General features: G+C 61.1%; 11 protein-coding genes. 2 read left to right on the plus strand and 9 right to left on the minus strand.

Features of this window, described 5'->3' with window-relative positions; all coding sequences use genetic code 11:
• Positions 1-235 precede the first annotated feature (235 nt).
• From KGA89_RS18355 to KGA89_RS18380, 6 genes are all read right to left on the minus strand, one after another.
• Entirely contained in the window at positions 236-2,230 is a 1,995-nt protein-coding gene (locus KGA89_RS18355; RefSeq protein ID WP_013693434.1) for a methyl-accepting chemotaxis protein, read from the minus strand.
• 109 nt (positions 2,231-2,339) lie between these two features.
• Positions 2,340-3,284: a GNAT family N-acetyltransferase gene (locus KGA89_RS18360; protein ID WP_223472220.1), complete on the minus strand. Its 945-nt coding sequence runs from the start codon at positions 3,282-3,284 to the stop codon at positions 2,340-2,342.
• The gene (locus KGA89_RS18365; protein WP_223472221.1) at positions 3,281-4,555 is read right to left on the minus strand and encodes a phenylacetate--CoA ligase family protein; all 1,275 of its coding nucleotides are present in this window, start codon (positions 4,553-4,555) and stop codon (positions 3,281-3,283) included. The genes KGA89_RS18360 and KGA89_RS18365 overlap by 4 nt, the downstream gene beginning before the upstream one ends.
• A 48-nt stretch (positions 4,556-4,603) precedes the next feature.
• A complete protein-coding gene (locus KGA89_RS18370; RefSeq protein ID WP_223472222.1) occupies positions 4,604-7,018 on the minus strand; it encodes an acyl-CoA reductase in 2,415 nt (804 codons plus the stop codon).
• Between the two features lies 1 nt (position 7,019).
• On the minus strand, positions 7,020-8,147 hold the full coding sequence (locus KGA89_RS18375) for an acyl-protein synthase (RefSeq protein WP_043042917.1): 1,128 nt from the start codon (positions 8,145-8,147) through the stop codon (positions 7,020-7,022).
• 25 nt (positions 8,148-8,172) lie between these two features.
• Positions 8,173-9,408, minus strand: coding sequence for an MFS transporter (locus KGA89_RS18380; RefSeq protein WP_013693429.1), 1,236 nt, complete (start codon positions 9,406-9,408; stop codon positions 8,173-8,175).
• 330 nt (positions 9,409-9,738) lie between these two features.
• Here KGA89_RS18380 and KGA89_RS18385 point away from each other — a divergent pair, with 330 nt between their 5' ends.
• Positions 9,739-9,927, plus strand: coding sequence for a hypothetical protein (locus tag KGA89_RS18385; protein ID WP_223472223.1), 189 nt, complete (start codon positions 9,739-9,741; stop codon positions 9,925-9,927).
• Between the two features lie 9 nt (positions 9,928-9,936).
• On the opposite strand, the gene KGA89_RS18390 is transcribed toward KGA89_RS18385, so the two are convergent.
• A complete protein-coding gene (locus KGA89_RS18390) occupies positions 9,937-10,317 on the minus strand; it encodes a hypothetical protein (RefSeq protein ID WP_003202132.1) in 381 nt (126 codons plus the stop codon).
• A 114-nt stretch (positions 10,318-10,431) separates the two neighbouring features.
• Positions 10,432-10,596 (minus strand): hypothetical protein, encoded by a 165-nt coding sequence (locus tag KGA89_RS18395; protein WP_155252611.1) that lies wholly within the window; start codon positions 10,594-10,596, stop codon positions 10,432-10,434.
• A gap of 17 nt (positions 10,597-10,613) precedes the next feature.
• Between KGA89_RS18395 and KGA89_RS18400 the strand changes: the two genes are divergently transcribed.
• Complete coding sequence (locus KGA89_RS18400) at positions 10,614-12,962, plus strand: acylase (RefSeq protein WP_223472224.1); 2,349 nt, start codon at positions 10,614-10,616, stop codon at positions 12,960-12,962.
• A 362-nt stretch (positions 12,963-13,324) separates the two neighbouring features.
• On the opposite strand, the gene KGA89_RS18405 is transcribed toward KGA89_RS18400, so the two are convergent.
• Positions 13,325-14,326 carry a FecR family protein gene (locus KGA89_RS18405; protein WP_223472225.1) on the minus strand — a complete coding sequence of 334 codons (1,002 nt, stop codon included), beginning with the start codon at positions 14,324-14,326 and terminating at the stop codon, positions 13,325-13,327.
• Positions 14,327-14,370: the final 44 nt, after the last annotated feature.

Raw genomic sequence — 14,370 nt, forward strand, 5'->3', positions numbered from 1 at the left:
GGATTACAGAATTGTCAGGTTGCAGGGGTGAATAAAGTCCTGTGGGCGCGAGCTTGCTCGCGAAGGCATCAGCCCATTCGACACCCATGGAGGCTGACCCACCGCCATCGCGAGCAAGCTTTGCTCCCACAGGTCCTGCTCAAACAGGTCTGATGGGGGTACGACCGCAAGAGCCAGGCCGGCTGTCAGGCCGCCATCGCGAGCAAGCCCGCTCCCACAGGAGAATGGAGACGCCTCAGCGCACCTTGAACCGCCCCATGATCGCATTCACACGCGTGTTGGCCTCCAGCAGTTGCCGGGTATTGGCCTCGCTGGCCAGGCCGCCCTCCACCAACTCCTCCACCATGTGACGGATTTGCACCATGCTGCGATTGATCTCCTCGGTCACCGCGCTCTGTTGCTCGGCGGCGGTGGCGATCTGGGTGCTCAGGCTGTTGATCTGACTGACGGAGCCGGCCATTTCGTCCAGGCCCGAGTTGACTCGAGAGGTGGCATCGGCGGCTGACTGGCAACTGGCCTGGGTATTTTCCATGGCTGCGACCGACGAACTCACGCCTTGGGTCAGGCGGGCCAGCATTTCGTTGATTTCCGATGTGCTGGCCTGGGTGCGGGCAGCGAGGGCGCGTACTTCGTCGGCCACCACGGCAAAACCACGGCCTTGCTCACCGGCCCGGGCGGCTTCAATGGCCGCGTTGAGGGCCAGCAGATTGGTCTGCCCGGCGATGGCGCCGATGACGCCGAGGATCTCGGTGATGCGCTGGGCATCCTGTTGCATGCTTTCGACCTTGCGGGTGGCGCTGGCCACTTCATCGATCAGAGCCACCACACTGTTGGACGCCTCACCAACCACCACGCGGGAGCGATCGGCATGCTCATTGGCGCGTTGGGTGAACGCCGCGGTCTCGGCCGCGTTTTGCGCGACGCTTTCAGCCGTGGAGCTCATCTGGGTAATGGCAGTCACGGTCTGGTCGGTTTCCGAGGCGTGGCGCATCAGGATTTCGCTGGTGTGGGCCGAGGTCCGCTGCAGATCGCCCAGGCTCGACGCCATGGCGCCCGTGGCCTGGGTGACTTCGCCGATCATGCTTTGCAGGTAAGCGATGAAGCGGTTGACCGAATGGCCGATCGCTCCCAGCTCGTCCTCGGCCCGGATGGTGATGCGTCGGGTCAGGTCGGCATCGCCAGTGGACAAGGCGTCGATGTTGCCTTTGAGGACCTTCATGCGGTGGGTCAACTGACGGATAGCGTAAAGCTGTATCAACACCAGCAGGATCACCATCGGGATCTGCAGCAGGCTAAGCGTGTTCAGTACATCGTCGCGCTGGGCCGTGATCAGGCGGGTTGGCAAGGCGGTCGCCAGGAACCACGGCGAACCTTCGATAGGGCGCATGAAGAACGTGCTGGCCTCGCCCTTGTTGTCGAACTCGACCCGTTGCAGGGGCTGGTCGCGCTTGGCCAGGCCCGCCTTGACCTGGGTGGCGAATGGCGAGGTGGTCGCCAGTTCGCTGATGTTCTTCAGTACGATCGGCCCACTGATGCGCGAACTGTTGCTGATGATTTTGCCGTCGCCCTCGACGATCAGCATCTCGGCGCCCAGGTCGGCTTCCTTGCGCGCTACCAGGTCATTGAAGAAGCCCAGGGTCACGTCAATGGTGGAAACACCGTAAGGCACGCCGTTTTTCTGGATGGCCATGGCGCAGTTGGTGCGTGGTTCGGCGCTGGCGTCATCTTTATAGGCCGCGGCCCAGGCACATTTGCCAGGAGGGGTGGCCATGCCGCCTTTGTGCCAGGGTTGTTCGTAATAGTTGGGCGCGGCGTCACTGTTCCAGAAGGTATTGACCGCCAGCTTGCCGGACGCGTCGCGGTGCCAGAACGTGCTGAATTTGTTGCGCCCCTCGGCCCGCTGGTTGGGCAACGGCCAGATCCCGCCGCCGAAGACTTTCAGCTCGCCATACTGATCCACCAGCCCCGGCAACACTTTGTCGATGGCATCGCTGTCGAGCAGCGGGATGGTCTGGGTGATGCTGCGTTGCTGGGCCTGGACTTTGTTCAGTTCGCCCTGGATCTGCTCGGCGACCTCGGCAATGCGGTTCAGCGCCACTTGCTCCTCGGTGTGACGCAATTTCGGTGCGACCAAGTAGCTGATGCCGACAACGGTCAGGATAGATAACACCAGGATGAACAGAACCAGGAACAGCGTGTAGCGGGCCTGAATGGTGCGCAGTGATGGCATGTTGGTGTGTTCCTTGCGCGAGGGCGACGTTCAGAAACAGTTGGGATGGGCGTACCAAGTTGTATCGGCGTCCATGCCGATAGCTTGAGCGAAGCGGGGGGACGTCGCGTCAGACGGCCGAGCTGGCTTGCGCGTCTTTCGAGGCTTGGGCGTGGACCTGCCATTCATCGTGGAGACGTTGCATGGAGGCGGACTCCAGATTGAGCTTGCGCGGCTGTGACACACGGTGGAACAACGCCTGCCAACCTTGCGCAGTGTCGCAGGGCATTATTCCTGTGAAGAAGAAGCCAGCGGAGCGCAGCAGGTGGTAGTCAGTGCAAAAGTGCCGACCGAGTCCGAGTCGGATTGAAAGCGGCCAATGGGCCGGCAGCTGTCGCAACTGCCCGACGAGGCCGACATCCATGCGTTCGGCAAAGATGTCGACTCGTCCGGGCAAATGATTTATCCGTAACGGTTGAATCCCCGGTGGCGTGTCGTCGTGGAGGGTCCCGAACTGCGAAGCCAGTGGAGTCATTAGCCATTGGCAGGGTGCGGGCCACTGGACACGCGGCAACGGTCGAAAGTCCCCGCCGATGGCCTGACAGCCGATCACGATGGTTTCGGCCTGGTCCGTGGCAAACGGCGAGGGCACGAAGTCGGGCAGCAGGCCGACATCATGAAAACCAAGCCGTTGGGACAGTCGTTGGCTGTAGGGATGGCTCGTAACCTGTTTGATCGACAGCCTGGCAATCCCGAGCGCCTGACAACGGTCCAGGAGTTGCTGCCCCAGCTGCGTGGCAATCTGTCCGCCCTGCGAGTCGGGATCCACCGCCACCAGCGCCAGCTCGGCATCTTGGGGCGCCAACAGTTGGCGGCACAGCGCAGCATGACCGACCACGCGGTCGTCGATCATGGCGACCAACGAGTGCCACCGCCCCTGCAGATTATGCTGGCAGATCATCTGCGGCATGTAGACGTCCGGCGAGACGTAGTGATCGCCATAGACTCGGCGGAACAGCTCGCAGGTGCCGGCACTGTCCGAGGGCCTGAACGGCCTGATGACCACGTGGCTCATCCGATGCTCCTTGCTGGCAGCGCACCGTAGACCCGACGATCAATGATCGACAGATGCTTGCCGGAGCGGGGATGACGTTCCAGGTCCTGCGCAGCACAAGCCTGGACACTCAGGTCGAGTTTATCGATGCCTGGGTATTGCTCGATCAAGGCGTCCTTCAGCGCTCGCGAGTGTGTTTGGTCAGCGTCAGCCTGTGCATCGGGCAGCCACTTGAGTAGCAGGCGATCATTATCCTGGACGTGCTCGATAATCAGCTGCCATTGAAGATTGCCGCCCACGCGCCGGACGATGCCGCTGATTTCTTCGGGGAATAGCGATAACACGCCAACCCGTACTCGACGGCTTTGTGCGCTGCGCCCTTGGAGGGCGAACTTGCGCTGTGGCGTACCGACAGGTTCGCACCAACTGGCCCGGTCTCCCACCGGGTACCTGACGATGGGCATCAGGGTCCGGGTGAAATTGGTCACCACCAGGTTTCCGGTTTGACCGCAGGCATCGATGACCTCACCGCTCAGGTCGTCGATAATCTCCACCCGTGTCTGTTCGTCGAACACGCGATGCTCGCCCAAGTCGCAATCGGTTGTGCTGGCGCCAACCAGGCCGGCATCCACGCTGGCGTATCCGATCGACGCAAAGCGTGCCCGCGGAAATGCCCGCTTCAAGGTCGGCATCTGGCTTTCGAACAGGTTCTCGCCGCCGAACAGGACGGTGGTGATCTGTGGCTGCGTTCGCCCCTGTCCATTGACATGGCTGGCGAATGCCAACAAGTGGGCAGGCACGCCGACCAGCACATTGATGCGGTGGTCGGCGATGGCCTCGGCCAAGGGATCAAGTTTTACCGACCCGGTGAAGGGGAACTCGGTGATAGGTACATTCAAGCTGCAAAGGGCGCCGTGAATAAACAGGAAACTGGCGTACAGGTCGCCGGAAAAAAACAGATTGGCGATTCGATCCCCTGCAACCAGTTGGGCTGACAGGCCGCGACCGAAGCAGTCGAGCATCATCTGCCATTCAGCGTGGGTATACACCGACATTTTGCCTTGGCTGGTCGTGCCGCCGGTTTTGAAAACCAGCGCATCCCTGACTTTATCGGTCAGTACTCGCCAGGTATCCAGGTCATGGCTGCCTTTCCAGTATTCATTTACATCGACAATCGGCCATTGTCCGAAGTCGCATCCCTGGACGGGCAAGTGGCTTAGCTGAGTGTTATAGAACGCTGAGTGCGTGCGGATATGGTTGAACCATTGCTCATAGGCTAATGAAGCGCTCATCAGGATTTTCTCAAGGCTTGAAGGTTTGCTTATCGAAAATGGGCGAGATCAACTGGCCAGGATTCGACGGTCAATCACCAGCGGGACTTTGCCGCTGTGTTTATTACGTTCGAAGTGCTCCACCGGACAGCAATGGACTTCCAGGACCAGCAGCGTGGCATCGACGGATAGGCGCAGCGGTGCTAGCTCCAGCACTTGGCGTCGAACCGTTTCGGCGTCGCCATCGGTGCGAATCAGCAAGCGTTCACAGCCGCCACTCCCATGGTCGAGCACGATTTGAATGGCGGCTTGCGCCCGTTCGGCCAGTTCCTGGGTGTTGATGAGCTCCGTGGCGATGCGTACCAGGCGACCGTGGCGCTCGCGTAACTCGAATCTCGGCGACTCCAGGCCACAAGCGCAGGGGCCGGGTAACCAGCGTCCCAGATCGCCGACTTCATATCGCAGGAGGGGGCGCGCCTGGCGTATGCGAGAGGTGAACAGCATGCGTCCGGTTTCCCCGGGAGCGACCGGCTTATCCTGTTCAAGATGGACGATTTCCAAGGACTGAATGCCGTCCATGAGGTGGAACACGCCATTGTCGCTGGCGATGCAGGCATGACCGAGGGGGCCTGCGTCGACGGTGCCGTAGATGGCTGAGCAAATGCGTGCGACGCCACACTGCTGCAATAACCTGTGGCTGTCTTGCCCAAGGTGCTCGCCACCCAGCATGACTTTGCGGACGCCGCCGTACGCTTGCAGCACCGGCTGCTGGCTGGAGAACAGGCGATGCAAGGTACTCGGCATGCCGACCACCGTGTTGATTCGCTGAGCGACAATCAGCTTCGCAATCTCGTCGAAGGTGTCATCCGATGGTGCGCTCATGGGGTAATGCACGACCTTCATCTGTTCCAGGATTTTCGTGAAACTGAGGAATCCGCCGTACAGGCTGCCGCCATAAAAAAGATTGATGACCCGATCCTGCGCAGGGTCCAGGCCCGCCGCGCGCAGTCCGTCGGCGGCGGCGCGCATGTGGTGTTCGAAATCCCGGTAACTGTAGGGGGACAGCACGGGGGCGCCGCTGCTGCCGCCGGAGCGGAAGAACAGTTGCGCTTGAGGGGCCGCAGGCAAGGCCATGAACGCGGTCTTGTCCAGGATCGGCGTCGAGGGGCAAAGCGATAACGCGCCAGGGGAAGCATCCAGCGTCACGCGGTGACTGGCAACTTCCGCTTCGAGGCCGACCGATACCCGGCGACTCAATCGTTGTAACGCATAGACGCCATCGTGGGGCTCACCGTCATAGCCCTGCTGGATCTGCGCGGTGGAGGTCACGCGAGTTACGCCGGCGGTTATCAGGCGGCGCGCCAGTGCGGGTACTCGTTCCGGTTCGCAGATGAGGGCACAGCTCTGCAGCACATTGCGCCATGGCAGTAAAGTTTCAGCGAGCATTCCTTCAGGCACTGGCCGTAGCAACAGCGTGCGAAACAGTGGTGAAGGTTGGAGTTCGCGGTGATGTTCCCAGAGGATGCGCCAGCCGTTACCTGCCCAGACCTGACCGGGTTGACCTGCGAAACTGTAATCCAGGCGGGCCAGTGCCGTTCGGGTGGTGATTTCACATGCTTCGGCCGCGGTGGTTTCCAGGGCGGGCCAGTGTCCGGCGCGCCGTTCGAAAGCGGCGGCCAGAGCGTCGCCCAATGCTTGTATCCGGGCAGGCTCGTCGTTGTCCACCAGCAGCCATTGCGGGCTGGAGCATGCCTGCTGATCGAGGCGGCAGATTTCGTCCACCAGGTTGTCCAGCGCCTGCGCGCTTGCCGCAAGAGGCGTGATATAGGCGAAGCTGATGCGATGTCCCCAATCAATCCAGCGACAGCCACTTGGAACCTGTTCGCGTAACGCTGTCAGGGCTGTTTCGCCGCCCCAGGCGCTCATGCCCTGTGCCAGAGCGAAAAGGCGACCGGTTTCGTGGGAGGGCACGGGCAATACAGCCAAGTAGTCGCGCAACCGGCCACTTGAGTCGCACCCCAGGAACGCAGCCAGCAGCCGCGCCGTGAGGTCGCCGTCACGAGTACTGGGGCGCAGCCAGTTCACGTTACCCGCCAACAGGCCTTCAAGCGCCGCGCAGAATCCCAACAAGGGTGAGTTGCCCGGCGTCACATGCACCACAAGCCCCAGGGGCTGCCAACTTTCGAACGGGCCATCGCCGTAATCGATCCGCCGCAACGAGCGTGGGGCCGAACCCAGTTCCCGCTCAAGCTTGAGGCCCAGGTGGGTGCGGCCACAGAAGGCAATCAGCGCCTGACGCTGTTCCTCGTCGAGCATTGGGTTTTGGTCGGACATCTGCAGCATTTGTACGAACGCGTCTGCGCAATCGAGCACCTCTTCGATGCGCGGCGGGCAGTCCAGGAGGGCGGGCAGTTGCGCCTGCAGGCGTTCAAGTGCTGCATCGAGCGTCAATTCGGCGCTCAGTTGACCGTTGATGAGATACATATCAGTTTTCCTTGATCAATTCGGCGGCGGCCATGGCGCAGCTTCGGCTGGCACTGGTGCCGGCGCGCCCGTGCAATTCGAACCACTCGGTTGGCAGGCCGCACTCGCAATCGGCCGGATGCAGCGTCGCCAGGTCGCTCATCACCACGGCGTGCGCCGGACTGGATGAGATGTAGGGCGAGACGAACGACAGCAACCCTGGCTCGCCCAGCGGCTGGACACTGAAGTCCTTGGGGTGGCGCACGAAGATTTTCGAGTAGACCGGTACGTGGAACCGATGCTGTTCACATTCGATGTAAGGCACCGCGTGCTCGACCGCGCCGTAGCCGTCGCGGCACCGATGGGCCTCGATGCCCAACTGCCGGGTGATGCGTGCGTAGACCTGATGGCGAGGGATTTCCTGGGCAGCCTGCTTCTTCCAACCGCCCCCCAGGAAGACGAGTGATCCTTGGGCAAGCTTCAGGTCCTGTACAGCGGTTTGCTGCATGCGTTCAAGTACGTGCCATAACAATGCCGGAAAACCGAAGATCCGCACCGGCAGGCCTTCTTCGGCGAAGGATTGCAGGGCGCTGATCACGCCGAACACATCGAATTCATGACCTTTTCCGGTGCGACGCAAGGCGTAGGCAACGCGATTGGCCGGCGCGAAGCGACACAGGAATTGATCGGTGTATGCCGTGCCGAGTTGGTTGGCCGCTTCGGGCTCGTGGCTGAAGAGAAGATAATTGCAGGGCGAATCAGGCGTGGACCAGCCGTAGTGTTCGAAGATTTTCGCCACCATGCCTTGGGCCGCCATCATGCTGCGCTCGTCATAGCGCATACGACTTTTCTGGCCGCTGGTGCCGGAGGAGGTGAGTTCGAGTGCGTTTTCAGCGGTAGGGCTGAGCAGCAATCTTTGCTTGAAATAGCTGGCGTAGATGGGCGGCAGTCGCGCCCAGTCAGTCAGATGCTCCAAGTCATTGACGCATAACCCGTTGGCGTTGAGCCAATGTTCATAACCGGGCGTGTGCTGACAATGAAACCGGCTGATTTCAGCCATGGCTTTATCGAACAGTCCCGGCGGCACCGAATCGTAGCCATAGGGCTGGGGCAATGCGCACAGCGCATCGGCATGGGGAAAGTGAGTCATCAGGTAGTCCTCAGGGCAGGCAAATTCAGACGTGAGCGGCGGGTTGTGCCGAAAACAGGCGCAATGCAATCAAGCAACCGAGGCCGGCGATGCCGACCATCAACGCGAAGGATTCCAGGCTCGCCCCGGCGCCCAGCAGCGCCAGCAGCGAGCTCGCCGCGCTCATCACCGCGATCGAAATCATTCCGACCATGGCCGAGACCAGCCCTTTACTGTCGTCGCTGGTGAACAGCGCCAGTCGGTAAAGCGCGGCGTTGCCCATGCCGAGCCCGATCGCGTACAGCGACAGGGCACTGACCAGTACGGCAAGCGATAGATCGAATTGACTGGCAACGACCAAAGCGATCAGGCCGGTACAGAAGGGCAGCAGGCTGTAGCCGACCACCCGACGCACGCCGACTCGCTCCACCAGGGCGTTGAGCAGCAGATTGCCGAGGATGACTGCCGAGAAAACCGGAATCTGCCAGATACCGTAGAGCAATGGAGAAAGGCCCTGGCCCTGGATCAACAGCAGCGGAGACAGGCCGATCCAGGCAATCAGCGGCAGGCTCATCAACCCTAGCGCGACGCTGGCCGACATGAACCCCACATGGCCCAGTAGCGCGCCGTATCGCCGGACCAGCGAACGCATGTCGAGTGGTTGGGTAGTCGGAGTGTTATCGGGGAGTCGAGCCGCGTCGCTATTTCTCGGCATGAACCACCACAAGGCTAGCCAGCTCAATATCCCGAGGCCGGTCAGCAACATGAACAGCTCACGCCAGGACAGCCATTGCAGCAGCATCCCCCCAGCCAACGGTCCCAAAAGGGGCGAGAGAAGGGCCAGGTTGCCCAACAACGCCATGACTTTCACCGCAGTAGACTCGCAAAAGACCTCTTGAATGGCCGGATAGCTGACCGCGATCACAAAACCCAACCCCATCCCCTGGATCAAGCGCAGCCCATTGAAACCTTGCATGCTGGTGACCTGGGTGATCGCCGCGCAAGCCAGCACGAATCCGGCGCACCCGACCAGCATGAATGGGCGCCGTCCATGGCGATCCGACAGTGGGCCGATCAGCCATGGCAACAGGATGCCGCCCAACAGGTACAAGTTGAATGCGTAGGGAATTTGATCGGCGGATGCATCCAGATCCCGGGTCACCATGAGCATGGCGGGCATGACCAGGTCGCTGGCCATATAGGTAAGGAGTTCAAAGACGGCGATTGCCAGGCAGAAGCCTGCCAGGCGAGTGGACGAAAAAATGATCGGCTGATTTTGCATGGGTTTCCAACGCTGGCTTTCGGAAAGAAGAAATCACTTCTTTTTCGAGATTACGTTGGTGACGTCCACGGTCGTAAGGCGACTTCCCCTGTATGAGCGAGGGAAAACGGAACTTTTTTTGTAGGATGAATCCTTCAGAAGGTATTTACGGCGGCTGCTTAATAATCCGGTGCCCGATGAAAGCAGGTCATCAATGCCTACGACTACAGTCGCGCGAAAATGCGCGAGGGCTGTACCATAGGGTCCTGCTTGCATCGCGCAACGAAAAAGGTGAAGCAGTGCCGAGATGCAAATGCGATGCAGAGGGGAATCACTTCAGGAAGCTGGCAAATGACTCATTCGCAACGTTTGAAATACTCGATTCTGATCGTCCTCGTCGTCCTGGCAATCATGCTTGGACTGTCGTGGATGCAGGGCAAGGGCATGATCAGCGAGCAGCTGTTTCAATACATCGCCATTGCCGTGGCGGTCATCGTGGTGGTGATCAACGGCATGATGCGGCGCAAGGTCAAGTCCTGAGCGACGGCTTCAATCCTCGGCCTGGAGCACGGCCATCGCACTGGGGTGCAGGCAGTAGCTTTTATCCGGATTGAGGGTGACGACGCCCTCGCTGCACAGGCGCTTCAACACCTCGCGCACGCTGAGAAAGGACAATGGAATGTCCAGCCCCAACAACTGGCTGTGCACCCCGCGCACGCCCAGGCTGCGGTTTTCGTGGGCGGCCTTGAGCAGCGCGTCGATGACTTTGAGACGAATCAGGCTGGTCCTGAGCCCGAAGCTCTTGAGCAAGCGCCTGATGTGGTCATTGCCGCCTCGTTCCGCCGGCCTGTCGAATACACGGTGGGGGGCGTTCAGCGAGACGCCGGTCGCCCTTGGCTTGCCCTCCATGGGCAGTTGCGCGTTACGCATGCAAAAACTCCTTACCAGCCTGATCAGAAAAGGTCACGGATACTCTCCTGTAATAGGACGAACGAGGACGCACAATCATGAGGGCCGTGATGTGAAAAAAATGCCCTTGCTGCGTCAAACCCTCGCTTTCAAAAGGCCGCCAGCCATTAATTTTTTTTCATCCGGTTCGTTTTCAAGGTAGGCACATTCCGGTTCAGCACGCGGCATGTGATTTCCCAGGCGGGCCGAGTGTTTGTCTTCTGTCGCACCGGTAGCCGTCCTGGTTTCTGAAGTTTTCATCAGGAGTGAACGTGAGAATGTCCGGGCAGTTATCGAGGGTTGGCCTCGCAGGCGCTTTTCTGGGGATCGCCCTCGGGCTCAGCCCCGTGGTCAATGCGCAGGACGATGGGCAGCAGGCCAGTGCCGAGATCCGTCGCACCCGTTTTGGCGTACCGCATATCCGGGCGCAGGATGAACGTGGGCTGGGTTATGGCATCGGCTACGCCTACGCCCAGGACAACCTGTGCCTGCTGGCCAATGAGATCGTCACGGTCAACGCCCAGCGCTCGCGCTATTTCGGGCCGGAGCAGGTCACGCTCGAGCAGCGGGAGAACCGCGTCAGCGATCTGTTCTTCAGTTGGCTCAACACGCCACAAGCGGTTTCCGGTTTCTGGCAGGCCCAGACGCCCCAGGTGCAACAACTGGTCGAAGGCTACGTGGCGGGTTACAACCGTGCGCTGGTCGAACGCAAGGCCAAAGGCCTGCCCGAACAATGTACCAGCGAATGGGTACGGCCGATCACGGCGCTGGACCTGGTCAAGTTGACCCGCCGGCTGTTGGTGGAAGGGGGCGTCGGCCAGTTCGCCGAGGCCCTGGCCGGCGCGCAACCGCCCCAGGCGACCGCACTCGCGGGCACCCCGGTCACCGGTTTCGCGGCCGCCGCAACCCGGCAGCAGCGTTTTGCCCTGGAGCGCGGCAGCAATGCGTTGGCCATCGGCAGCGAGCGCTCGTTCAATGGCCGTGGGATGTTGCTGGCGAACCCGCATTTTCCGTGGGTAGGCGGCATGCGTTTCTACCAGATGCACCTGACCATTCCCGGCAAGCTGGACGTCATGGGCGCGGCGCTGCCAGGTCTGCCGATGATCAACATCGGTTTCAGCCAGCACCTGGCCTGGACCCACACCGTCGACAGCTCAAAACACTTCACCCTGTACCGCCTGCAACTCGATCCGAAGGACCCGACCCGCTATCTGCTCGACGGCAAGTCTGTGCCGATGAGCCAGCAAACGGTCGTGGTAGACGTCAAGCAACCTGACGGCCAGGTGCAGACGGTCTCCCGAGTGGTCTATGGCTCACAGTTCGGCCCGATCGTGCAATGGCCTGGCCGGCTGGACTGGGATAACCGGTTCGCCTACAGCCTGCGGGACGCGAACCTGGAAAACGATCGCGTGCTGGCCCAGTGGTACGCCATGAACAAGGCGGTCACGCTCAAGGATCTGCAGGACGCCGTCCATAAGATCCAGGGCATTCCCTGGGTCAATACCCTGGCGGTGGACGACCAGGGGCAAAGCCTTTACATGAACGTGTCGGTGGTGCCGAACGTCGACGCCGACAAACTGGCCCGGTGCAGCGATCCCCGGGCCGGGTTGCGACTGATCGTGCTGGATGGCTCTCGCAGCGAGTGTGCCTGGGGCATCGATTCCAAAGCGGTGCAAAAAGGCACCTATGCCGCCGACAGGCTTCCGCAGTTGCTGCGCCGTGATTATGTGCAGAACTCCAACGATTCGGCCTGGATGGTCAACCCTGCGCAGCCGCTGTCCGGTTACTCCCCGTTGATCAGCCAGCAAGGTCAGCCGCTGGGACTGCGGGCGCGTTTTGCGCTGGACCGGATGGGCCAGTTGGCCAAGGACGGGCCGGTGAAGGTGGAGGATTTGCAGCGCATGGTCATGGACGACCAGGTTTACCTGGCTGACCAGGTGATGCCGGACCTGCTCGGCGTGTGCGCCGGTGACCTGGGGGCCGATGCTTCGGCATTGGTCGAGGCTTGTGCCAGCCTCAAGGCCTGGGATCGCAAGGCCGGCCTGAATAGCGGCCTGGGGTTCGTGCATTTCCAGCACATCATGGACCGGTTGCAGGCGGTGCCTGATTCATGGCGCGTCGCCTTCGATCCCAGAGATCCGCAACACACCCCGCGTGGCCTGGCGGTCGAGCGGCCGGCAGTACTCAAGGCCGTGCGCGATGCCATGCTGGCTTCGGTGGAGGCGGTGAAGGCTGCCGGGTTGTCGAAGAACAGCCAATGGCAAGCCGTCCAGGTGGCCAGCAGCGGCAGCCGCCAGACACCGATTCACGGCGGTCCCGGGGAGCTGGGCATCTACAACGCGATCCAGAGTGTGCCCGGGGCGAACGGCAAGCGGGAAGTGGTCAGCGGGACCAGCTATCTGCAAGTGGTGACGTTTGACGGCAAAGGTCCGCAGGCCCTGGGATTGTTGGCATTCTCCCTCTCCAGCGACCCGGCATCGCCGTATTCGACGGACCAGACCCAGGCCTTTTCGCAGAAGCAGTGGAGTGTGCTGCCATTCACTGAACAGCAGATCAAGGCCGATCCGCACTATCAGGCGCTGATTATCCGCGAGCGTGATGAGACGGGCAGGGTGGCGACGCAATAGCCGCTTGTGTGCGGTCACATTCAAACTGGATGTAGACTGATCCACCGCCTTCGCGAGCAAGCTTTGCTCCCACAGGGGATTTGTGTTGGCCGGGAAATCGCAGGCTGGCACCGATCAAAATTGTGGGAGCAAAGCTTGCTCGCGATGACGGCGGCACATTCAACATCAAGGCAGACTGACCCACCGCTATCGCGAGCAAGCTTTGCTCCCACAGGGGATTTGTGTTGGCCGGGAAATCGCAGGCTGGCACTGATCCAAATTGTGGGAGCGAGCCTGCTCGCGATGACGGCGGCACATTCAACATCGAGGCAAACTGTCCCTCTGCTATCGCGAGCAAGCTTTGCTCCCACAGAGAAAAGCTTTCAGTTCGTGGCCGGTCGTTGCCCGATGGAGTTGAGGACCGGGTTGCCGTCCTTGTTCCGGGTCAGATAGACCGGCAGGACTTTGGGCAGCGAAGGCACCAGGTTCTGCACTTCGCTGATGTTGTAGACACCACCGATACGCAAGCCACCGGTGCTGTTGTCGGCCAGCATGACGGGCCGGTCGAGGTAGCGGTTGATCAGCGGCAGTGCATCGCTCAGGGCGAGGTTATCCAACACCAGCTTGCCGTTGCGCCACGCCAGCGAACTGTCGTTGGGGTCTGTCTCACGAACTTGCGGTTGCTGGTCGCCGGCCTTGTAGCTTGCCTGCATGCCCGGGGAAAGCGGCAGGCCGTCACGGGGGTTCGCCTGGTTGCTGGTCACCCTCACCGAGCCCTCCAGTAGCGTGATCCGGACCTGGTCCTGGTACATCCATACGTTGAAGCGAGTACCGGTCACGCGCACCTGGCCTTGGCCGGCCCGAACGACAAACGGGTGCTGTTTGTCGTGGCTGACGTCAAAAAACGCCTCACCCTTTTTCAGCGTCACCCTGCGTTCGTTTTTGTAGTTGGCAAATACCAGCTCACTGCCCAGGTTGAGTTCGACCTGGCTGCCGTCACCCAGGGTGACATGGCGTACGCTTGCGCCGGCTTCGAAGCGCTGGTAGGAATTGGCAACCCAGCCCAGGTTCCAACCGGTGTAAACGGCCAGCGGCATGCCGACTACGAACACCGCAGCGGCGACCGCCAACCGACTCCAGCGCGACCGGCTGCGGCGTGCTGGGGCGGCTGGCGCCGACTCGACGCGCGGCAGATGATCGGCAACAGCCCAGATCTCCAGCATGGCTTCGTATTCGAAAGCATGCAGGGGATCGGCATCGTGCCATTGCTTGAACGCCTGCCGTTCGGCATCGGTGCAATCGACGGCATGCAAACGCATGCACCAATGGGCCGCGGCATCGGTAATGGCGTCGTATTCGGCTTCCGAGAGGGGATGTTCGGTCATTGACTCTTCCTGGTTTGCCGCATTCTAACCTTCGGCATGAGCTG

It is taken from the genome of Pseudomonas sp. A-RE-22, assembly GCF_019956035.1.
Classification (GTDB): domain Bacteria; phylum Pseudomonadota; class Gammaproteobacteria; order Pseudomonadales; family Pseudomonadaceae; genus Aquipseudomonas; species Aquipseudomonas brassicacearum.